Origin of the sequence: Anabaena subtropica FACHB-260, assembly GCF_014697105.1 — a bacterium.
In the GTDB taxonomy this organism is placed as follows: domain Bacteria; phylum Cyanobacteriota; class Cyanobacteriia; order Cyanobacteriales; family Nostocaceae; genus Trichormus; species Trichormus subtropicus.
On sequence record NZ_JACJRF010000041.1, the window covers coordinates 1 to 18,699 of the forward strand.

An 18,699-nucleotide genomic window follows, 5' to 3' on the forward strand; every position below is an offset into this window, starting at 1 on the left:
ATTTCCTGCCCTTTAATCAGATATAGGGCTTGTATTCGTTCTTTGCACCGAGACTGTTTTTGATGTCTGAGCCACTCCTCTAGTTCCTCGACACTTTCTTCAATCTCAATATGCGTTACCCCTGCCATCACATACCCTGAATACTACTTCTGTCTATATTTACCATCTGTCGCATTCTTTTTTCAAATTGGTATTACCAATAGTTCTTCTTTGCGTTTCTGCGCGACGGACACTTTGCTCTCTTCGAGACGCTTTGCGAACAAGTCGGGAGACCCGCCCACGCAAGTGTCCTCCTCTGCGTGAAGCAAAACAAAAACCGCCTGTTACTCACAGACGATTTAAACATAATTTATTCAACTAGATATTAGCCAGCCGCGCTAGAAGTTGCTAACTCCGCCAACCGTTCCTGCTGGTCTTGAGAAATACAAGATTGGATGACCGTCTCTAAATCGCCTTCCAAAACAGGATTAAGCGAAAAGTTTTGACCTAAACGGTGGTCAGTCGCACGGCTATCTTTATAATTATAAGTGCGAATTTTTTCTGATCGCGATCCTGTTCCCACTTGCGATCGCCTCATCGAAGTCACTTCTTCTTGTTGTTCTCGTAGTTTGATCTCATACAATTTCGCGCGCAAAATCTGCATCGCCCGTTCTTTGTTTTGCAACTGGCTACGTTCTTCTGTACAGAAAATTCGTATTCCCGTCGGTTTGTGCATTAAGTCAACAGCAGTTTCCACCTTGTTGACGTTTTGTCCACCAGCACCACCAGAACGAGCCGTAGTCATTTCAATATCTTTCGGGTCAATGTGGATTTCTACTTCATCAACTTCTGGCATAATTGCCACTGTCGCCGTTGAAGTATGTACCCTTCCCCCAGCTTCCGTTGCTGGTACACGCTGCACGCGATGAACTCCGGCTTCAAACTTCAGCTTACTGTAAACGCTCTCACCTTGAATTTCCAGGATAACTTCTTTGAAGCCACCCATTTCACCAAGGGACTCACTCACCAACTTCACCCGCCAGCCTTGAGTATCAGCATAGCGAGAATACATCCGCAATAAATCTCCAGCCCAAATACTCGCTTCATCGCCACCAGTACCAGCGCGAATTTCCAACATGATGTTTTTATCATCGTTGGGGTCACGGGGTAGGAGCAACACCTTCAAGCGCGTTTCTAAATACTCTATTTTTTCTTCTAATTCTTTTACTTCCAGAGCTGCCATTTCGTGCATATCTGGATCACCGTTGGCCTCTTTAAGTACCTGACGCGCCCCAATTAATTCTTCTTGGGCGATTTTCCAATTATCATAAGTCTCTACAACTTCTTCTAAAGAAGAACGGGACTTAGCAATCTTTTGATACTCATCGGGGTTTTTAGCCGTGTCAGGGTCGCCCAGGCGACGAGTCAGTTCATTGAAGGTTTGTTCAACGGATTTTAGTTTCTCCAGCAGGTATGATTCAGCCATAATGAGTGCGATCGCTCCTTTAAAAAATAACCAGTTGGCTCGGCAAAAAATGACAATCGACCCAGCAGACGCAGGGTCGTCGTTAACAGCAGAGCCAAACCGCTACTTTTTCTTTTGTTCGCCGGAGCTTTGAGTGCTGCTCATACCGTACTTACGCAAGAAGCGCTCTACTCTACCCTCAGTATCAATAATTTTCTGAGTACCAGTATAAAAAGGGTGGTTGCCAGACCAAACATCAACGTGTAATTCTGGTTTAGTAGAACCAACGGTCATCACAACTTGACCATTGCAATACACTTTTGCGTCTGGATACCACTTGGGATGAATATCAGATTTAGCCATTGTTCCTTTTGTGGTGAATCTATATAAATTATAACTTTTTAGAGGTTATGGGCTAGAGATTAGATAGTTTATAGCCAATCCCCAGCACCTCATCCCCATCTCCTATCGTTTGGAGTATTGAGGAGCTTTCCGGGCTTTGTGCAAACCATACTTTTTCCGTTCTTTTGCCCTGGGATCGCGTGTTAAGTAGCCTTCGGTTTTTAAAGGTGGACGATTTTCGGGGTCTAATTGGCATAAAGCACGGGCAACTCCCAAGCGCACGGAGTCAGCTTGTCCAGTTAAGCCACCGCCTTCTGCTTTTACCAAAATGTCGTATTCGTTTTCTAGCCCCAGGGTTTCCAAGGGGGCTTTGATAACGCCCAAATAATTGGCGTTGAATTGGAAGTACAAGTCTCCGGGCTTGCCATTCACAATCAACTGTCCACTACCGGGAACTAGACGCACCCGTGCTACTGATGATTTTCGGCGACCAGTACCCCAGTACACGGCGCGACCGCTATTCGCTTCTGCTACTACCATTAACTTTCTGCTCCAGGGATTGTATTAATGTTGAGTTCTTTAGGTTTTTGGGCGTCGTGGGGATGAGTAGGCCCAGCGTAGACTTTTAGTTTAGTGAACAACTGCTTACCCAAGCTATTTTTGGGTAGCATACCTTTGACTGCGTGTTCAAGAATTCTTTCTGGTAAGCGTTGTTGTAGTTTGGCGAAGGTTTCTGTCTTCATCCCACCAGGACGGCCAGAGTGCCGACGGTAGAGTTTTTGGGTACGTTTTTTACCTGTAACTGCTACTTTTTCAGCATTTACGACAATAACGAAGTCACCTGTATCCATGTGGGGTGTATAGTGAGCCTTATTTTTGCCTCTTAAAATCATGGCAATTTCGCTGGCAAGGCGACCGAGGCGTTTGTCCGTAGCATCTACTACGTACCAATCACGCTCAAGGGACTCTTGAGGAGGAAGGTATGTTTTACTCATTTTTATTTGTCCTTTGTCATTTTTTTCAGAGTCCATAGTCTATAGTCCATAGTCCATAGCAAAAGCTTTTGACTAATGACTCTTGACTAATGACTCTTGACTAATAACTAACTTTGGCATGGTGTCATACCAAACGTCAGGGGTAAAGGGAAAATCTGGATAGCCGACCCGTAAGAGGCATAAACCTTGTGACGGCGCGGCGTGTTTTACTTCTTCCCGGCGTTGTTCTTTCCAGAGTTCGGTGAAGTTAGTCAGAGTTCTTTGTCCAGAACCTACCTGTGCTAACATTCCTACCAACAGTCGCACCATGCCATATAAAAATCCATCTGCCTGAATTTCAATATGGATAAACGGCCCACTACGATGACACTCTACTGCTTGCACCTCTACCCAAGAATGCGATCGCTTTGAACCTGCACGGTGAAATGCAGCTAGATGATGCTTTCCCATCAGAGGTTCGAGGGCAGCCTGCATGAGAGCTTCATCAAGGGGTGCATAATAATAATGCCAACTGAAGGGTGTCACGAACAAATTCGGTCGATCTTCAGTGTAAATTGTGTAGCGATACCGCCTGTAAGCTGCACTAAAGCGAGCGTGCCAACGGTTTCCTACACTTGCTGAAGCCTTTATTAATATATCCTTGGGCAGATAACTATTGAGAACCGATGCCCACTTGTGTGCAGGAATCAAACCTGTCGCTTCAAAATGGGCTACCTGAGCAGCAGCATGGACTCCGCTATCAGTACGTCCTGCACCATGTAGTGTGACATGATGCCCCAAAATTTTAGCGATCGCTGTCTCAATTTCTTCCTGAACTGTTCGATGCTGCTTTTGTCTTTGCCAGCCATGAAAGTGAGTGCCAAGGTATTGAATTACCAAGGCTACTCGCTGAGTTTGTTTAGGCTGGTGACTATCTAACATAGAATCTTTTACTAAAGGCTGAAGTAGGTGCTATTGAGCAAAGGATTTACCCTTTGGACTTCTGCCTTCTTTAAACCAGCTCAATAATTGCCATCTCAGCATTGTCTCCCCGACGAGGTACAGTATGCAGGATGCGTGTGTATCCACCTTGACGATTACTGTATCGAGAGGGGACTTGCTCAAACAGCGCATGGACTAGCTGTTTATCGTATATGTAGCCCAAAGCTTCCCGACGTGCTGCCAATGAGCCATCTTTTGCTAAGGTGATCATTTTTTCTACTTCGCTTCGCAACACTTTTGCACGAATTAGAGTAGTAGTAATCCGACCATGACGGATTAACTCAGTAGTCAACGCTCGTAACAGGGCGCGGCGCTGATCTGCTGGTTTACCAAGTTTTTTGACCCGATTCCGGTGACGCATAACAATACTACAGTGAACTTTGAACGATTTAAAATTAGCTGTGTTTAGAGCTTCTTTCTTGGGGCAAGGTAATGCCCAAACGTCGCTGTAAAGCTTCAACGACCTCTTCTGCTGACTTCTGACCGAAGTTTTTAATTTCTAACAAGTCTTCTTGGGTGTAATCCAACAAGTCAGCCACAGAATTAACCTGCGCCCGCTTGAGACAGTTGTAGGCTCTTACAGAAAGCTGCAACTCTTCGATAGGAATCTGGGCAGTTGGATCATCTGGAATATCGGAATTTGTATCTGTTGGTTCTAGTGAAATGTCTTTCAACGGGTTGAACAAATCTACTAGAATTCCTGCTGCTGATGATAGTGCTTCTTGAGGAGAAATACTACCATTTGTCCAGACTTCTAACAGTAGTCTGTCTTTGGTGATCGAACCATCTGCTCGTACTTCCTCGACGCTGTAGTTAACTTTTCGCACTGGCATAAATATCGAGTCGATTTGCAAAAAGTCCAAAGATGTAGCTTCTTCGCGTCCTCTTTCTACTGTGCGATATCCTTTGCCCCTCTCAATGCGAAATTCCATTTCCAGTTTGCCGCCCTCAGCAATAGTAGCTACGTACTGAGTAGGATCGATAATTTCTACTTCACTTGGCAAATCAAAATGGGATGCAGTGATTGTTGCTGGCCCGTTAACTAATAATCTGCCAATCTGGGCTTGAGACGAATAGCTCTTGAGGATGACTTCTTTCATCCGCATGATGATTTCTAAAACATCTTCTCGTACGCCCGGAACCGTGGCAAACTCGTGGGAGACACCCGCAATCCGCACTGCTGTGACTGCTGTTCCCTCTAGATTGGACAGTAAAACTCGCCGCAACGCATTGCCGACTGTTGTTCCTTGACCACGTTCTAGAGGTTCTAGGATAAATTTACTGTAATGATTCCGACTTTCCTCTGTATTTGACTCTACACATTCAATTTGAAACTGCGCCACGGAGTAGCCTCCCTTAATTAAGGTGCTGCTAGCAGGCAAAATATTTGCCTCTCGAATTTACTTTATTGCCTTGGGCTGGCTTAGGTGTATCAAACTGCCAACATCTAGTGGTAGTGGGGTTTGACACGCCTATTGAGCTTGCAGGCATTCATTATATTTTGGGTGATTTGGAGTATAACAGCCCTCCCCAATGGAAGAGCTGACACGCTTGTTATCGTCCCAGCCGTTTGAAGTTCTTTTACATTTACTTCACTTGCCAAGCAATCGCATGTGATTTTCTTTGCTAAAACTTCTTGCCCTCACCAGTCAAAGCTGTTGACTTATACGCGACGACGCTTTGGTGGACGGCAACCATTATGAGGAATTGGGGTAATGTCCCGGATCAGGGTAATTTCTAGCCCTGCTCCTTGGATTGCCCGAATCGCAGTTTCTCTACCCGCGCCTGGGCCACTAACCATTACTTCAATTTGGCGCATTCCTTGATCCATAGCTCGTCTGGCTGCACTCTCAGCTGCGGTTTGCGCTGCAAAAGGAGTTCCCTTTTTCGCGCCTTTAAAACCACTAGAACCAGCACTAGCCCAGGAGATCACATCTCCATTTTGATCGGTGATGGTGACAATGCTATTGTTGAAAGTAGACTGGATGTAAGCCATTCCGTTAGGAACGTTCCGTTTCTGCTTCTTACTACCAGATTTTTTTGTTGGTTGTCTCGCCATATTATTTCAGTTAATCTCAGGTAAAACTTGCTATTGGTAGCAAGTAAAGAAATATTACTTGCCAGGAGCCTTCTTCTTACCGGCCACTGTCTGCCTTCTCCCACGACGGGTTCTAGCATTAGTCCGCGTCCTTTGTCCTCTGACTGGTAAGCCCATCCGATGACGACGGCCTCTGTATGTACCAATGTCTACCAGGCGCTTGATGTTCATTGCTTCCAAGCGCCGCAAGTCACCTTCAACTTGATAGTTGCTTTCGACTTCGCCTCGCAGGGCTGCTACATCAGCATCGCTGAGGTCTTTAACGCGGGTATCTGGGTTAACCCCGGTAGCCGCAAGAATTTCTTGCGACCGTGATAGTCCAATTCCGTAGATATAAGTTAGACCAATTTCAACGCGTTTGTCGCGTGGAAGGTCTACACCGGCAATACGTGCCACGATGAGTACTCCCTATTTTTCTCGCAGTTGCTGATCGAAAAACGCGTTTAACCGCGTCTGTTGTGTTTTGGTTGGTGATGATATGGATGCGCGTCACTCTCACCGTTGAGGAATGTTATCCTTGACGTTGCTTATGTTTGGGATTGACACAGATCACCATAACGCGTCCACGACGGCGAATCACGTTACACTTTTCACAAATTTTCTTGACTGAGGCTCTGACTTTCATGCCTTTAAAAATTGACTCCAAATATTAAATTATAGCATTTCTAGAAAATTTTATGCAATTAAGTAAATGGGTAACACCCAAATAAATTGTTTTATGGTAGACTTCCTTACATATATCTACTTCTTCCGCAGTCTGTACGTGATTCTGCCTTTTGTGAGATCGTAGGGAGTCAGTTCAACTTTGACGCGATCGCCAGGCAAAATCTTGATATAGTTACGCCGAATCTTGCCAGATATGTGTGCCAAAACGTTGAAACCGTTATCTAGATCAACGCGAAACATGGCATTAGGCAAAGACTCAGTGACAGTGCCTTCCATTTCAATCAAATCTTGTTTAGACAAGTCTTTTCCTCAATTCAACAACTTTTTGTTCGGTTGCAGCACTCATCTGCAAAAGAACACATTTTAAGAAATATATCAACTGTTTATTAATATATCTTAGCTAAATTTGACAACATCTTGAGTTAAGGAGGGAGTGATGAATATCTTATTCCCTACTCCCTAGGCTTTAGTCTCGGTTATGAACCTAAAGTTTTTTTCAATTCGTGAGTGACATCTTCTTGGGATTGGTCGCCATTGATAGTTAAAAGTTTTTGGCGATCGCTGTAATAATCAATTAGAGGTGCAGTATCATTGCGGTAGATTTCTAGGCGGCGACGGATTACCTCTTCGGTGTCATCTTTCCGGCCTCTGGATAACAAGCGCGTCACCACAACATCATCTGGTGCATCTAAATTGACTACTCTTTCGCCACCTTGACCTATTTTTTGCAGCAATTCTTCCAGAAAAGCGGCTTGTGTAACTTTACGAGGAAAACCATCTAATATCCAGCCAGATTTGGCATCTGATTGATCAAGACGTTCTTCTACTAAGTCTTGCACTAACTGGTCAGGAACCAACTCACCGCTATCAACATAGCCTTGAGCTTTGATTCCTAAAGGAGTTTGCTCTTTCATGGCTTGCCGCAATATATCTCCAGTGGAAATATGCGGAATATGCAAATGCTCTGCCAAAATTTGAGCTTGTGTTCCTTTACCTGCTCCAGGCGGTCCCAAGAAGATTAGTCGGGTCACTATTGTTTCACCATTCCTTCATAACGCTGAGAAATAACATAAGTTTGGACTTGTTTAGCGGTTTCAATCGCCACACCAACCAGAATTAGCAAAGAGGTTGCACCAAGTCCTCTAAAAGTTGGTACTCCTAGAGCTCTTTCCACGGCGGTAGGAATAATTGCCACCAAGCCCAAAAAGATTGCACCCAAGAAAGTTAGTCGGTTAATTACCCGCTCGATATATTCACTAGTTGCTTTACCTGGACGAATACCCGGAATACTAGAACCCATTTTTTTCAGGTTCTGGGCTACATCAACAGGGTTAACAATCAAAGACGAATAGAAGTAGCTAAAGAAAACAATGGAAATTAAGTACACCAACGCATATACCCAAGACCCAGAACCACCGGGACTCAGATAGGTGTTGACTATGTTTGCCAATTCTGGGTTTTTGGTAAAATTAGCAATCAAAAGAGGTAGGCTCAGGATGGCTGCTGCAAAAATGATGGGCATTACACCACCGGAAATGAGGCGTAAGGGTAAGTAGCTACGCTGTTCTGCTAACACGCGACGACCTACTTGACGACGAGCTGAGATGATCGGGATGCGACGGATACCTTCCTGAACAAATACGATACCCACGATTGTTGCCAGGAATACCAACACTAGCACAATTACGCGACCAACGATTTCTCTACCGCCAACTTGCACCAAGTCAATGGTGTCACCCAAGGATTTTGGTAAGGAAGCGACAATGTTGACAAAAATCAACAAAGATGCGCCATTACCAATACCCCGTTCTGTGATCAGTTCCGATGCCCACATGACAAACATAGAACCAGCAGTCAGTGAGATCGCTGTTTCTGCTACAAATATTGGACCTGGCTGTAATGCAAATTGTTGAAGAAACAATGCAGAAAAAGCCACGCTCTGAAAGATTGCCCAGCCAACAGTTACATAGCGAGTAATTTGGGAAATTTTCCGTCTGCCCGCTTCACCCTCATTTTTTTGTAAATTTTCTAAAGATGGTATTGCCGCAGTCAGTAATTGGATGATAATTGACGCATTAATAAAAGGCAAAATCCCTAAAGCGAAGACACCTAAAGTGGAAAGTCCTCGTCCAGAAAATATATCCAATAAACCGAATATGGCATTATTGCTTGAAATGGCTTCGGCAAATCTAGTTCTATCAATTCCTGGTACTGGTAAAAAGATACCCAGGCGAACCAAAATTAAAATACCGACAGTTACAAGCAGCCTGCCTCTCAGCCCAGCCGCTTGTGCCATCTGCATAAAAGTTTCTTGAGCCGTTGGGGCTTTATCTCGACTGATCATAGAGTGCTACCTTTATCATGAACCAGGCGCTGGAAGCGAGTTTGCTAGCTTTCAAGTGCGCTGTTGGGCAATCACCCTAAAACTTCACAACTCCCTCCAGCAGCCTCAATTTTGCTACGAGCTTGACCTGTAAAAGCTGCTGCTTTGACGTTGAGGGCTACGCCTAAATCTCCATTACCCAAAATCTTCAATGGGCCTTTGACAGCAGTCAAAATACCTGCCGTTTTCAAAGATTCCAAAGTTACTTCTGTATTTGCAGGAAGAGAGGCTAGCTTCTCTACATTAATCGTAGTGTAAATTTTCCGATTAACTACAGGAAAGCCCTTCAACTTAGGTATCCGTCGGTACAATGGCTGCTGACCACCTTCAAAACCAGGTCTTGTACCGCTACCAGAACGAGATTTTTGACCTCTCATTCCTAGACCAGCACTAGCACCTTGACCAGCAGAAATACCTCTACCTACACGGCGGCGGCGTTTTTTTGAGCCTTTTTGGGGCTTAACATCGTTGAGTCTCATAATCTTACTCTGTGTTTGTCAGTTGTCAGTTGTCAGTTGTGAGGCAGTGCGTTGGGCGGTTTCCCCGACTTAAAGCAACTGGTGAACCCGTAAAGGTCAGCTGCTTCGGAACTACAAACAAATGACTACTTAAATATAGAGTTTTTCGATGGCAATGCCTCTGTCTTCAGCGACTTCAGCTAAGGTACGTAGTGTAGATAAGGCATTAACAGCCGCTCTGGCGTTGTTGAGTGGGTTGTTAGAGCCGAGTTGCTTGGCTAAAACGTTACGAACTCCTGCCAATTCCAATACTGTACGGACAGCACCACCAGCAATTACACCAGTACCAGGGGCGGCCGGGCGCATCATTACCTTAGCGCCACCACCGACACCATCAATTGGATGAGGGATGGAGTTAGATTTGGTGATGGGGATGTCAATCAGGTGTTTTTTACCGTCAGCTACACCTTTTTTCACAGCACCAATAACATCAGAGGCTTTGCCTACTCCAACTCCAACTTGACCACGTTCGTTACCAACTACCACGATCGCTCGGAAGCTGAGTTTTTTACCACCTTTAACGACCTTGCTCACACGTCGGATTTGAATTACCCGCTCTTGCCAGTTAGTTTCTTCTTTTTTCGTGCGGTTAGCTTTACGACGACCTGTTGCCATAATTTATGCTCTCTTTTTGTCAGTTGTCAGTTGTCAGTTGTCAGTTGTCAGTTGTCAGTTACTACTGACTATTGACCATTGACTACTGACAAATTAGAAATCTAACCCAGCTTCGCGCGCTGCTTCGGCTAGTGCTTTGATTCTACCGTGGTATAAGTTGCCACCGCGATCAAATACGACTTTGGTGATACCTTTTTCCAGTGATCGCACTGCAATCAATTTACCAATTTGTGCTGATGCTTCGCAGTTAGCACCGGAAGCCAAGCTAGATTTTACTTCAGGCTCTACAGTTGATGCTGCAACTAGCGTGTGATGTTGTGTATCATCTATCACTTGGGCATAAATATGCTCATTGGATCGGAATACAGCTAGTCGTGGGCGTTCTGGAGAACCTTGAACTTTTCCACGAACGCGTCTATGGCGACGCTCTTTTGATTCTCTACGAGTAAGTTTCATGTTTACTTCTTACCACCCTTACCAGTCTTACCAGCTTTACGTCTGACCACCTCACCGGCATAGCGAATACCTTTACCCTTATAAGGTTCTGGTGGACGAACGGCACGAATTTTTGCTGCTGTGTTACCTACTATTTCTTTGTCGTAGCCACTGACTATAACGTTAGTGTTATTTTCAACAGCAAATTGAACTCCCTCTGGTGGGTCAATTTGAACTTGATGGCTGTAACCCATGTTTAAGACTAGGTTACGGCCTTGAACTTGGGCCCTATAACCTACACCTTGTATTTCCAAACGGCGTTGGAAACCTTGAGAAACTCCCTCTACCATATTGGCCACAAGAGTCCGGCTTAAACCGTGCAGTTGCCTGGAAGTACGAGTTTCATCTCGACGGGTTACTTGTAAGGTTTCCCCTTCTTGGGTAACTATGACATTAGGGGGTAGATTCCGAGAAAGTTCGCCTTTAGGGCCTTTAACCACAACCTTTGTGCCATCAATGGTGACTTGCACTTTGGCGGGTACAGTAATTGGACGTTTACCAATACGAGACATGAATTTTTTTCCTTTGTCAGTTGTGAGTCAGTGCGTTCTTGGGGGTTTCCCCCATGAGTAACTGACGAACCCACTGGGTCAGTTGCCAGTTGTCAGTTTTCCTTGGTTTTTACCAATGACGAATGACCAATGACCAATGACTAATAACTACCAGACGTAGCAGAGTACTTCACCACCCAAGTTCTGCCGCCGCGCTTCGCGGTCGGTCATGATTCCACTGGATGTAGAGATAATGGCAATACCAATACCGCCTAATACTCTTGGTAATTCTTTTCGGTTGGAGTAAACACGCAAACCGGGTTTACTTACACGCTTGAGAGCAGTAATCAAAGGCTGGCGATTTTTACCCTTATATTTCAGAGCAATCACCAAGTTACGCTTTACACTGTCTCCTTCTTCAGAGAATTCAGCAATAAAACCTTCTTCTTGTAGCACTTTAGCAATGCTACGCGTCATTTTTGTGGCTGGCACTTGTGTAGTTTGATGCCTTGCCATATTGGCATTGCGGATGCGCGTCAGCATATCTGCAATTGTGTCGTTAGCCGCCATCGTTCCCTCTTTAGATGAACTTATTGATCGCGAAAGGGCATTCCAAATTCTTTAAGTAAGGCGCGGCCCTCTTCGTCGTTTTTCGCTGTGGTGATAATAGAAATATCTAGACCACGGATTTGATCGATGCTGTCGTATTCGATTTCTGGAAAGATTAACTGTTCTCTTACGCCTAGAGTATAGTTACCGCGACCATCAAAGCTTTTGGGGCTGATCCCACGGAAGTCTCTAATTCTTGGCAATGACAAGCTAATCAGTCTGTCGAAGAAGGCATACATTCGTTCGCCTCTGAGTGTCACCATGATGCCAACTGGCATACCTTGACGAATTTTAAAGCCAGCGATCGCTTTTTTCGCCCGTGTGACCACTGGCTTTTGACCAGTAATAGTGGCAATTTCGCTTAAAGAAGCTTCTAGGGATTTAGCATTTTGAGCCGCTTCTCCCAAACCTCTGTTCACAGTAATTTTCACCAATTTTGGTACTTGATGAACGTTAGAGTACTGAAACTGTTGAGTTAATTTGGGGACGATTGTCTCTTGATATAAGGTTTTGAGTCTTGTTGTCGCCATAGTTTTTTCCTGATGCTCCCTGGGCTTTGTCAGGGAAACTTTAATTTCCGATTTTAGACTGTCAATTTAATTCCACATCTAAAATCTCAAGTCGGCTCATTCTCTAGCTATCGAGAATCTCACCAGTTTTCTTGAGTTTCCTTACTTTCTTACCTTCTGGTGTGAAAGTGTAGCAGACACGACTAGCAACGTTTTGCTTTGTCGAATAAAGCATGACGTTGGAACTGTGAATCGGTGCTTCTTGAGTCACAATCCGTCCCGATTCCCCTTCTTGTTGGGGTTTGACGTGCTTAGTCTTAATATTGACACCTTTAACAATGACTTTGCTCAGTTGGGGCAGTGCTTTAATTACTTCACCAACTTTGCCTTTGTCTTTGCCAGCGATTACTTGTACTGTATCGCCAGTTTTAACGTGCATTTTATGGAAAGTGGGTGTTGTGTCCTTTTTACTCGGCATTACAGCACCTCCGGAGCCAAAGAAACTATTTTGGTGAAGTTTTTGTCACGCAATTCCCGTGCTACAGGGCCAAATACCCGTGTGCCTCTGGGGTTACCATCTTTGTTGATGATGACGGCGGCGTTATCGTCAAAGCGAATGGTCATACCGCTATCTCGACGGATGTGATGGCGGGTGCGGACAATTACAGCTTCCACAACATCAGATTTTTTTACAGCCATGTTGGGTGTGGCATCTTTGACGACAGCAATAATTTTGTCGCCGATGAAACCATAACGACTGTTACCCGCACCTAAGACACGGATACACATCAATTTACGAGCGCCGCTATTATCTGCGACATTGAGATAGGTTTGGGGTTGAATCACAATTGGTCTCCCTTATAAAGTTGTTATAAAAATAACAACTAAGCTTTGGTGTTGAGAATTTCTGCAACTTGCCAGCGCTTGGTTTTACTCAAGGGTCTGGTTTCCTGAATCCGCACGCGATCGCCTACTTTGCATTTATTCTCTTCGTCGTGAGCTTTATAGCGGCGGGTTTTAACTACAATCTTGCCGTACTTGGGGTGAGGAGCGCGGTTTTCTATGGCGACTACCACAGTTTTCTGCATCTTATCGCTCACTACCAAGCCAACGCGTTCTTTGATTGCCATAATCTCCTACTTTTATTCTTGAGGCGGTTGACTTGCTGCTGCCCGTTTCCGCTCTCCTTCTACTGTTAACAATTGGGCTAGACGATGGCGGGCATGACGGAATTGGTGAGGTTTATCTAGTTGTCTGGTGGCTTTTTGCAAGCGCAACTGAAAAAGTTGCTTTTTGACGGCAGTAATTTCCTCAACCAGTCTTTCGTCACTTAGTTCTCTGGCTTCTGAAATTTTGGGAAGTGGCATAACCTACTCCTGTTCCTCTACAACTTGAGGACGCACAATAAACTTGGTTTTAATTGGTAGCTTATAAGCTGCTAGACGCATCGCTTCACGGGCAATTTCTTCTGTAACTCCAGCGATTTCAAATAAAATCCGACCTGGTTTGACTACAGCTACCCAAAATTCTGGATTACCTTTACCGGAACCCATCCGGGTTTCTGCCGGGCGCATGGTTACTGGCTTATCTGGAAATATCCGAATCCAAATTTTGCCACCCCGGCGGATATAACGAGTCATTGCCCGACGGGAAGCTTCGATTTGCCGAGAGGTAATCCAAGCTGGTTCTTGGGCTTGGAGTGCAAATTCTCCAAAGTTGAGGGTACTACCCCGGTGGGCTAACCCCCCCATCCGCCCGCGCTGTTGTTTGCGGAATTTAGTTCTTCTTGGACTTAACATGGTTTGTCAAAAGTCAATAGTCAATGGTCAATAGTCAATGGTCAATAGTCAATGGTCAATAGTCAAACAATTTGGACTATGGACTATGGACTTTGAACTCTTGACTATCCTTCGTTGGAACGGTCTTCAAATTGCTGGCGGCGGCGTTGTTGTTGACGGCGACGCGGTTCACGTTCACGTTCACGGGATGAAGGTTGCGGCGTAGCAACTTCTTGTCCAGGGATGATTTCGCCTTTAAATACCCAAACTTTGATGCCAAGAATGCCGTAAACAGTTTTGGCTGTGCAGTAAGAGTAGTCAATATCAGCCCGTAGCGTGTGTAGAGGTACTCTACCTTCCCGTGTCCATTCTGTTCGGGCAATTTCTGCACCGTTGAGACGACCGCTAACTTGAACTTTGATCCCTTGAATGCCAGCTTTTTGGGCGCGTTGAATTGCTTGGCGTACTACCCGACGGAAGGAGACACGACGTTCCAACTGTTGAGCAATAAATTCGGCAATCAGGTAAGCATCGGCATCAACCCGTTGTACTTCGACTACGTTGATGCGAATTTGACGATTTCCACCTAACAGTGTTTGTAGTCCGGTACGTAAGGCTTCAATGCCTTGTCCGCCGCGACCTACAACTACACCAGGGCGAGCTGTACGTACTTCTAAATCGATTTGGTCGGCTTTCCGCTCAATCCGTACTTCGGAAATACCAGCGTTATTTTGTGCGAGTCTACCCAGCTTTTGTTCTATATATTGACGTAGTTTGTGGTCTTCTTGTAGAAGTTCTGGATAGCGGCTAGGTTCGGCAAACCAACGCGATTGGTGTTCTTGGGTAATTCCCAGGCGAAAGCCAACTGGATGAATTTTTTGTCCCACAAATGCTTCCTCTAAAATTTCTGACTTTAACGCAATTTTTTGTGTCTAGGACTTACTTAGCATCGGCGTTAGCAGCCACAGCCAAGGTGATATGACACGTCGGCTTGCGAATTTGGTAAGCTCTACCTTGCGCTCTAGGTTGGAAACGTTTCAATACTGGGCCTTGGTCAGCATAAGCCTGGGTAATCACTAACTCGGTGCGGTCTAATCCTGCATTATGTTCAGCGTTAGCAGCCGCACTTCGCAGCAGTGTTAACACTGGCTCAGTGGCTCGATAGGGCATAAATTCTAGGATAATCAGCGCTTCCCGGTAAGAACGTCCCCGAATTTGGTCAAGTACGCGCCGTACTTTATAGGGAGACATTCTAATAAATCGGGCGATCGCTTTTACTTCAGTAGTATCAGTAGCCATAATTTTCTCCATTTGTCAATAATCAACAGTCAATAGTCAGTAGCCAATAGTTTTTACTTTTGACTCTTGACTCTTGACTCTTGACTACCTACCTGCTTTTTTGTCAGATTTACCATGGCCTCTGTAGGTACGTGTAGGAGCGAATTCTCCCAACTTATGTCCCACCATCTGCTCGCTGATAAAAACTGGAACGTGTTGACGGCCGTTGTGAACGGCTATAGTATGACCTACCATTAGGGGCAAAATTGTTGAAGCTCTCGACCAAGTTTTAATCACTTGTTTTTCATTTCTGTCATTTAGCTTTTCAATTTTGCTTAATAAATGATCGGCTACGAAAGGACCTTTTTTAAGAGAACGACCCATACTGCAATTTTGGATTTTGGATTTTGGATTTTGGACTTAGAATTTTAAACTTTGAGTAATTAGGTGTGTCTCATCAAACGAAAAGTAACCCCAATCTAAAATCTAAAATCTAAAATTCTAGGACTCACGACCACCACGACCGCGTTTAGAAGACTTACGACGACGGCGCACAATCAACTTGCTGCTGGCTTTCTTGGGTTTACGTGTTTTCGCACCCAAGGTAGGTTTACCCCAAGGAGTTACAGGGCCGGATCTACCAATAGGCGCTCTACCCTCACCACCACCATGTGGGTGATCCACTGGGTTCATGACGCTACCTCTGACTTTGGGACGGCGACCTTTCCAGCGATTTCTCCCGGCTTTACCAGCGCTTAAGTTTCTCGCGTCGGTGTTACCTACTTGCCCAAGGGTGGCGTAACATTCCCGTCGAATCAAGCGGACTTCTCCCGAAGGTAACTTGAGAGTAACGTAATTACCTTCTTTAGCGACCACTTGAGCTGTAGCACCAGCAGAGCGAACAATTTGACCGCCTTTACCTGCTTTTAATTCAACGTTGTGGACGCTTGAACCCAGAGGTATGTTCGCTAAGGGTAAAGCGTTCCCATCTTCAATGGGAGATTCTGGCCCAGCAATAATAGTTGTCCCAACTTTTAAGTTATTGGGATGGAGGATGTACCGCTTTTCCCCATCTTCATAGGAAACTAGGGCAATCCGAGCGTTACGGTTGGGGTCATATTCAATTGCTATGACTGTGGCAGGAATACCACGTTTGTCCCGCTTAAAGTCGATGATCCGATAGAGTCTTTTGTGTCCACCACCACGGCGACGGCTGGTAATCCGACCTTGGTTGTTGCGACCTTTTGCCCGATGTTTGTATACCGTCAGTGACTTTTCTGGCTCGGTTTTGGTGATTTCCGCAAAGTCGGAAATTGTAACCTGGCGAGTACTGGGGGTATAAGGGCGATAAGAACGAGTACCCATGACAGTTTATACCTCTGGGAATAGAACTTGTCTGATTTTCTCTACATCCCCAGGTGCGACTGTGACGATCGCTTTTTTATATTGGGGCTTAAAGCCAATAAATTTACCTACACGTTTTTTTCTCCGTGGTGGTAATGCTGTATTGACTTTGACAACTTTGACCTGAAATAGGTCTTCAATTGCGGCTCTGATTTGTGGCTTGCTAGCCTTAGGAGTCACTTCAAAAGTGTATTTGTTCTGCTCCATCATGATGGTCGCTTTTTCTGTCAAGATGGGGCGACGCACTAAATCAGGCAGGTTGCGGGGGTCAAACTTAGCCATTGTAGACCTCCTGAAGTTTGTCTAATGCCGACGTGGTGATAACAATTTTGTCAGCGTGCAGCAAGTCATAAACGTTAAGTTGGTCAGCCGCAATGAGTTTCAGGTTCTCAATATTACGGGCGGACAAATAGACGTTTTCTGGAAAATCCGACAAAATTAACAATATTTTGCTTTCCGGTTCTGCACCCCAACGAGTGAATGCTGCCACTAAATCTTTTGTTTTGGGACGGGATAGCTCGTTGCTAAATTCTTCTACTACAATCAAATCGTCTACACGGCTGACAAATGCTGTCCGCAGTGCTAAACGCCGCTCTTTGCGGTTCATTTTTAAATCAAAATCTCTTGGTTTGGGGCCAAAGATCACACCACCACCACGCCATAATGGTGAACGAATGGAACCTGCTCGAGCGCGACCAGTTCCTTTTTGCCGCCAGGGTTTGCGGCCACCGCCTCGGACTTCAGCACGGGTTTTGGTGCTGGCGGTTCCTTGACGAGCGTTGGTTTGTTGTCTGACTAGGGCGCGGTGTACAATGTGCGCCGCCGTTGTTTCTTTGGCAACTCGCAACTCGAACGTTTGCTGTCCGATTTGCTCACCTTGCCAATTTTTTACTACACTCTCTACCATCGTTTTGTCCTTTATTAGTTGTTTAGTTGTCAATTGTCAGTAACTTTTTAGTATTGACTTGTGACTACTTTCCAACTTTTTTAGCAGGTACAATATTTAATAAGGCTCCTGGTTTGCCAGGAACGGCTCCTTTAATTAGCAGCAGGTTACGTTCTGCATCAACCCGTACTATGGTCAATTTGCGAATGGTGACGCGTGTGCCACCTAAACGACCAGCCATGCGTTTACCTGGATAAACGCGTCCTGGTGTTGTACCTGCACCGATGGAACCGGGCGCTCTATGGTTTTTAGAACCGTGAGACATCGGCCCACGACCAAAGTTATTACGTTTTTGGTTGCCTGCAAAACCGCGACCAATACTTGTACCAACTACGTCTACAAGTTCACCTGCACTAAAAATATCTGCTGTAATTTGTTGTCCTAAGGCGTAGTCGCTAGAACCATCAGTATGATACTCATGCAAATGCCGTAACGGTGGGGCAGATGATTTAGCTAAATGACCTAACAAAGGTTTGTTCAATGCCTTTGGTTTAACTTCGCCATAACCAACTTGAATGGCTGCGTAACCATCGGTTTGTTTACTTTTTACTTGCGTAACAACGCATGGCCCCACTTGCACGACTGTGACAGGAATTGCGGCTCCTGCTTCGTCAAATATTTGGGTCATGCCCAGTTTGGTGCCGAGAATCCCTACTGACACAGTTACTGGCTCTCCTTTCTACGAAATCGGGTTTTCTAGACACACTGTGTGGATTCCGGTGATGAACGGACGAAATTATGAATTTGTAAGCAGTTAATTCCACTTCAAATTCTTCCGGACACATCAGGCGGTGTCTTTATCTGCTAAATATATCTAGTTGCACTCACTCAATTACCAGAACAGCCACAAGCACCTTCCCTTAAGAAGGAATAGCTCCTGGTATTAAGGCAAGCCTTTACAGCTTTGCACTTTGTGCAGCAACGCTTTCGTCCGAGCTGTTGCTTAGGCACTTTCTGGCGGCAGTACTATGATTGGGTCTCCCGATCTTAGGCGCCTGCCCTGTCGTAGTGGACTTAAGTAGCTTGTCTACTCAGTATCCTTTAACTGAAACTTGTATAATGCTATGAAGCCAATATCACTGTTCAGTTTCTACTTCACTAAACAAATTTAACCTTTATTTAAGGTTTTGCTTGTTTTCTTCCGACT

31 protein-coding genes are annotated in these 18,699 nt (G+C 45.1%); all 31 read right to left on the reverse strand.

Going from position 1 to position 18,699, the window contains the following annotated elements:
- Positions 1 to 364: 364 nt before the first annotated feature.
- The gene (prfA, locus tag H6G18_RS19210; RefSeq protein WP_190408703.1) at positions 365 to 1,465 is read right to left on the reverse strand and encodes a peptide chain release factor 1; all 1,101 of its coding nucleotides are present in this window, start codon (positions 1,463 to 1,465) and stop codon (positions 365 to 367) included.
- Between the two features lie 102 nt (positions 1,466 to 1,567).
- Positions 1,568 to 1,807 carry a 50S ribosomal protein L31 gene (gene rpmE, locus H6G18_RS19215; RefSeq protein ID WP_190408704.1) on the reverse strand — a complete coding sequence of 80 codons (240 nt, stop codon included), beginning with the start codon at positions 1,805 to 1,807 and terminating at the stop codon, positions 1,568 to 1,570.
- Between the two features lie 102 nt (positions 1,808 to 1,909).
- Positions 1,910 to 2,326, reverse strand: coding sequence for a 30S ribosomal protein S9 (gene rpsI, locus H6G18_RS19220; protein ID WP_190408705.1), 417 nt, complete (start codon positions 2,324 to 2,326; stop codon positions 1,910 to 1,912).
- Positions 2,326 to 2,781 (reverse strand): 50S ribosomal protein L13, encoded by a 456-nt coding sequence (gene rplM, locus H6G18_RS19225; RefSeq protein ID WP_190408706.1) that lies wholly within the window; start codon positions 2,779 to 2,781, stop codon positions 2,326 to 2,328. Before rplM ends, rpsI begins: the two co-directional genes overlap by 1 nt.
- A 72-nt stretch (positions 2,782 to 2,853) precedes the next feature.
- Positions 2,854 to 3,702: a tRNA pseudouridine(38-40) synthase TruA gene (truA, locus tag H6G18_RS19230; protein ID WP_190408707.1), complete on the reverse strand. Its 849-nt coding sequence runs from the start codon at positions 3,700 to 3,702 to the stop codon at positions 2,854 to 2,856.
- 70 nt (positions 3,703 to 3,772) lie between these two features.
- Positions 3,773 to 4,123, reverse strand: a complete 351-nt coding sequence (gene rplQ / locus H6G18_RS19235; RefSeq protein WP_190408708.1) for a 50S ribosomal protein L17 — start codon at positions 4,121 to 4,123, stop codon at positions 3,773 to 3,775.
- Between the two features lie 34 nt (positions 4,124 to 4,157).
- Positions 4,158 to 5,105, reverse strand: coding sequence for a DNA-directed RNA polymerase subunit alpha (locus H6G18_RS19240; protein ID WP_190408746.1), 948 nt, complete (start codon positions 5,103 to 5,105; stop codon positions 4,158 to 4,160).
- Between the two features lie 320 nt (positions 5,106 to 5,425).
- Positions 5,426 to 5,821 carry a 30S ribosomal protein S11 gene (gene rpsK / locus H6G18_RS19245; protein ID WP_190408709.1) on the reverse strand — a complete coding sequence of 132 codons (396 nt, stop codon included), beginning with the start codon at positions 5,819 to 5,821 and terminating at the stop codon, positions 5,426 to 5,428.
- A 54-nt stretch (positions 5,822 to 5,875) separates the two neighbouring features.
- Entirely contained in the window at positions 5,876 to 6,256 is a 381-nt protein-coding gene (gene rpsM / locus H6G18_RS19250; protein WP_011317575.1) for a 30S ribosomal protein S13, read from the reverse strand.
- Between the two features lie 115 nt (positions 6,257 to 6,371).
- Positions 6,372 to 6,485, reverse strand: coding sequence for a 50S ribosomal protein L36 (gene rpmJ, locus H6G18_RS19255; protein ID WP_010998333.1), 114 nt, complete (start codon positions 6,483 to 6,485; stop codon positions 6,372 to 6,374).
- A 116-nt stretch (positions 6,486 to 6,601) separates the two neighbouring features.
- Entirely contained in the window at positions 6,602 to 6,826 is a 225-nt protein-coding gene (infA, locus tag H6G18_RS19260; protein WP_006276978.1) for a translation initiation factor IF-1, read from the reverse strand.
- A gap of 176 nt (positions 6,827 to 7,002) precedes the next feature.
- Positions 7,003 to 7,557, reverse strand: coding sequence for an adenylate kinase (locus H6G18_RS19265; RefSeq protein ID WP_190408710.1), 555 nt, complete (start codon positions 7,555 to 7,557; stop codon positions 7,003 to 7,005).
- On the reverse strand, positions 7,557 to 8,870 hold the full coding sequence (gene secY, locus H6G18_RS19270; RefSeq protein ID WP_190408711.1) for a preprotein translocase subunit SecY: 1,314 nt from the start codon (positions 8,868 to 8,870) through the stop codon (positions 7,557 to 7,559). The genes H6G18_RS19265 and secY overlap by 1 nt, the downstream gene beginning before the upstream one ends.
- Positions 8,871 to 8,941: 71 nt before the next feature.
- Positions 8,942 to 9,388 (reverse strand): 50S ribosomal protein L15, encoded by a 447-nt coding sequence (gene rplO / locus H6G18_RS19275; RefSeq protein WP_190408712.1) that lies wholly within the window; start codon positions 9,386 to 9,388, stop codon positions 8,942 to 8,944.
- Positions 9,389 to 9,517: 129 nt separating this feature from the next.
- Positions 9,518 to 10,042, reverse strand: a complete 525-nt coding sequence (gene rpsE, locus H6G18_RS19280; protein ID WP_010998337.1) for a 30S ribosomal protein S5 — start codon at positions 10,040 to 10,042, stop codon at positions 9,518 to 9,520.
- Positions 10,043 to 10,135: 93 nt separating this feature from the next.
- On the reverse strand, positions 10,136 to 10,498 hold the full coding sequence (rplR, locus tag H6G18_RS19285; protein WP_190408713.1) for a 50S ribosomal protein L18: 363 nt from the start codon (positions 10,496 to 10,498) through the stop codon (positions 10,136 to 10,138).
- A 2-nt stretch (positions 10,499 to 10,500) separates the two neighbouring features.
- Complete coding sequence (rplF, locus tag H6G18_RS19290; protein ID WP_190408714.1) at positions 10,501 to 11,049, reverse strand: 50S ribosomal protein L6; 549 nt, start codon at positions 11,047 to 11,049, stop codon at positions 10,501 to 10,503.
- Between the two features lie 147 nt (positions 11,050 to 11,196).
- Entirely contained in the window at positions 11,197 to 11,598 is a 402-nt protein-coding gene (rpsH, locus tag H6G18_RS19295; protein WP_190408715.1) for a 30S ribosomal protein S8, read from the reverse strand.
- Between the two features lie 20 nt (positions 11,599 to 11,618).
- Complete coding sequence (rplE, locus tag H6G18_RS19300) at positions 11,619 to 12,167, reverse strand: 50S ribosomal protein L5 (RefSeq protein ID WP_190408716.1); 549 nt, start codon at positions 12,165 to 12,167, stop codon at positions 11,619 to 11,621.
- Between the two features lie 103 nt (positions 12,168 to 12,270).
- Entirely contained in the window at positions 12,271 to 12,624 is a 354-nt protein-coding gene (gene rplX, locus H6G18_RS19305) for a 50S ribosomal protein L24 (RefSeq protein WP_190408717.1), read from the reverse strand.
- Entirely contained in the window at positions 12,624 to 12,992 is a 369-nt protein-coding gene (gene rplN / locus H6G18_RS19310) for a 50S ribosomal protein L14 (protein ID WP_010998343.1), read from the reverse strand. The genes rplX and rplN overlap by 1 nt, the downstream gene beginning before the upstream one ends.
- A 38-nt stretch (positions 12,993 to 13,030) precedes the next feature.
- Entirely contained in the window at positions 13,031 to 13,276 is a 246-nt protein-coding gene (gene rpsQ / locus H6G18_RS19315; protein ID WP_190408718.1) for a 30S ribosomal protein S17, read from the reverse strand.
- A 12-nt stretch (positions 13,277 to 13,288) separates the two neighbouring features.
- Positions 13,289 to 13,513, reverse strand: a complete 225-nt coding sequence (rpmC, locus tag H6G18_RS19320; RefSeq protein ID WP_190408719.1) for a 50S ribosomal protein L29 — start codon at positions 13,511 to 13,513, stop codon at positions 13,289 to 13,291.
- Between the two features lie 3 nt (positions 13,514 to 13,516).
- Positions 13,517 to 13,945, reverse strand: a complete 429-nt coding sequence (gene rplP / locus H6G18_RS19325; protein WP_190408720.1) for a 50S ribosomal protein L16 — start codon at positions 13,943 to 13,945, stop codon at positions 13,517 to 13,519.
- Positions 13,946 to 14,049: 104 nt separating this feature from the next.
- Positions 14,050 to 14,811 (reverse strand): 30S ribosomal protein S3, encoded by a 762-nt coding sequence (gene rpsC, locus H6G18_RS19330; RefSeq protein ID WP_190408721.1) that lies wholly within the window; start codon positions 14,809 to 14,811, stop codon positions 14,050 to 14,052.
- A gap of 52 nt (positions 14,812 to 14,863) precedes the next feature.
- On the reverse strand, positions 14,864 to 15,223 hold the full coding sequence (rplV, locus tag H6G18_RS19335; protein WP_190408722.1) for a 50S ribosomal protein L22: 360 nt from the start codon (positions 15,221 to 15,223) through the stop codon (positions 14,864 to 14,866).
- Positions 15,224 to 15,307: 84 nt separating this feature from the next.
- Complete coding sequence (gene rpsS / locus H6G18_RS19340) at positions 15,308 to 15,586, reverse strand: 30S ribosomal protein S19 (protein ID WP_190408723.1); 279 nt, start codon at positions 15,584 to 15,586, stop codon at positions 15,308 to 15,310.
- A 117-nt stretch (positions 15,587 to 15,703) separates the two neighbouring features.
- Entirely contained in the window at positions 15,704 to 16,567 is an 864-nt protein-coding gene (gene rplB, locus H6G18_RS19345) for a 50S ribosomal protein L2 (RefSeq protein WP_190408724.1), read from the reverse strand.
- Positions 16,568 to 16,573: 6 nt separating this feature from the next.
- Entirely contained in the window at positions 16,574 to 16,888 is a 315-nt protein-coding gene (locus H6G18_RS19350) for a 50S ribosomal protein L23 (RefSeq protein WP_190408725.1), read from the reverse strand.
- A complete protein-coding gene (gene rplD / locus H6G18_RS19355; RefSeq protein ID WP_190408726.1) occupies positions 16,881 to 17,513 on the reverse strand; it encodes a 50S ribosomal protein L4 in 633 nt (210 codons plus the stop codon). The genes H6G18_RS19350 and rplD overlap by 8 nt, the downstream gene beginning before the upstream one ends.
- Positions 17,514 to 17,577: 64 nt before the next feature.
- On the reverse strand, positions 17,578 to 18,213 hold the full coding sequence (gene rplC, locus H6G18_RS19360) for a 50S ribosomal protein L3 (protein ID WP_190408727.1): 636 nt from the start codon (positions 18,211 to 18,213) through the stop codon (positions 17,578 to 17,580).
- Positions 18,214 to 18,699: the final 486 nt, after the last annotated feature.

What these genes read in the sequence shown, in the direction of transcription:
- rplQ (WP_190408708.1), bottom strand. Translation starts at nt 4,123, where the DNA reads ATGCGTCACCGGAATCGGGTCAAAAAACTTGGTAAACCAGCAGATCAG.
- rpsI (WP_190408705.1), bottom strand. Translation starts at nt 2,326, where the DNA reads ATGGTAGTAGCAGAAGCGAATAGCGGTCGCGCCGTGTACTGGGGTACT.
- rpmE (WP_190408704.1), bottom strand. Translation starts at nt 1,807, where the DNA reads ATGGCTAAATCTGATATTCATCCCAAGTGGTATCCAGACGCAAAAGTG.
- rplP (WP_190408720.1), bottom strand. Translation starts at nt 13,945, where the DNA reads ATGTTAAGTCCAAGAAGAACTAAATTCCGCAAACAACAGCGCGGGCGG.
- rplV (WP_190408722.1), bottom strand. Translation starts at nt 15,223, where the DNA reads ATGGCTACTGATACTACTGAAGTAAAAGCGATCGCCCGATTTATTAGA.
- rplO (WP_190408712.1), bottom strand. Translation starts at nt 9,388, where the DNA reads ATGAGACTCAACGATGTTAAGCCCCAAAAAGGCTCAAAAAAACGCCGC.
- rplB (WP_190408724.1), bottom strand. Translation starts at nt 16,567, where the DNA reads ATGGGTACTCGTTCTTATCGCCCTTATACCCCCAGTACTCGCCAGGTT.
- secY (WP_190408711.1), bottom strand. Translation starts at nt 8,870, where the DNA reads ATGATCAGTCGAGATAAAGCCCCAACGGCTCAAGAAACTTTTATGCAG.
- rplX (WP_190408717.1), bottom strand. Translation starts at nt 12,624, where the DNA reads ATGCCGAGTAAAAAGGACACAACACCCACTTTCCATAAAATGCACGTT.
- rpsE (WP_010998337.1), bottom strand. Translation starts at nt 10,042, where the DNA reads ATGGCAACAGGTCGTCGTAAAGCTAACCGCACGAAAAAAGAAGAAACT.
- rpmC (WP_190408719.1), bottom strand. Translation starts at nt 13,513, where the DNA reads ATGCCACTTCCCAAAATTTCAGAAGCCAGAGAACTAAGTGACGAAAGA.
- rplR (WP_190408713.1), bottom strand. Translation starts at nt 10,498, where the DNA reads ATGAAACTTACTCGTAGAGAATCAAAAGAGCGTCGCCATAGACGCGTT.
- prfA (WP_190408703.1), bottom strand. Translation starts at nt 1,465, where the DNA reads ATGGCTGAATCATACCTGCTGGAGAAACTAAAATCCGTTGAACAAACC.
- rpsS (WP_190408723.1), bottom strand. Translation starts at nt 15,586, where the DNA reads ATGGGTCGTTCTCTTAAAAAAGGTCCTTTCGTAGCCGATCATTTATTA.
- rpsK (WP_190408709.1), bottom strand. Translation starts at nt 5,821, where the DNA reads ATGGCGAGACAACCAACAAAAAAATCTGGTAGTAAGAAGCAGAAACGG.
- rplM (WP_190408706.1), bottom strand. Translation starts at nt 2,781, where the DNA reads ATGAGTAAAACATACCTTCCTCCTCAAGAGTCCCTTGAGCGTGATTGG.
- rplD (WP_190408726.1), bottom strand. Translation starts at nt 17,513, where the DNA reads ATGGTAGAGAGTGTAGTAAAAAATTGGCAAGGTGAGCAAATCGGACAG.
- H6G18_RS19350 (WP_190408725.1), bottom strand. Translation starts at nt 16,888, where the DNA reads ATGGCTAAGTTTGACCCCCGCAACCTGCCTGATTTAGTGCGTCGCCCC.
- rplE (WP_190408716.1), bottom strand. Translation starts at nt 12,167, where the DNA reads ATGGCGACAACAAGACTCAAAACCTTATATCAAGAGACAATCGTCCCC.
- rpsH (WP_190408715.1), bottom strand. Translation starts at nt 11,598, where the DNA reads ATGGCGGCTAACGACACAATTGCAGATATGCTGACGCGCATCCGCAAT.
- rpsQ (WP_190408718.1), bottom strand. Translation starts at nt 13,276, where the DNA reads ATGGCAATCAAAGAACGCGTTGGCTTGGTAGTGAGCGATAAGATGCAG.
- rplF (WP_190408714.1), bottom strand. Translation starts at nt 11,049, where the DNA reads ATGTCTCGTATTGGTAAACGTCCAATTACTGTACCCGCCAAAGTGCAA.
- truA (WP_190408707.1), bottom strand. Translation starts at nt 3,702, where the DNA reads ATGTTAGATAGTCACCAGCCTAAACAAACTCAGCGAGTAGCCTTGGTA.
- rpmJ (WP_010998333.1), bottom strand. Translation starts at nt 6,485, where the DNA reads ATGAAAGTCAGAGCCTCAGTCAAGAAAATTTGTGAAAAGTGTAACGTG.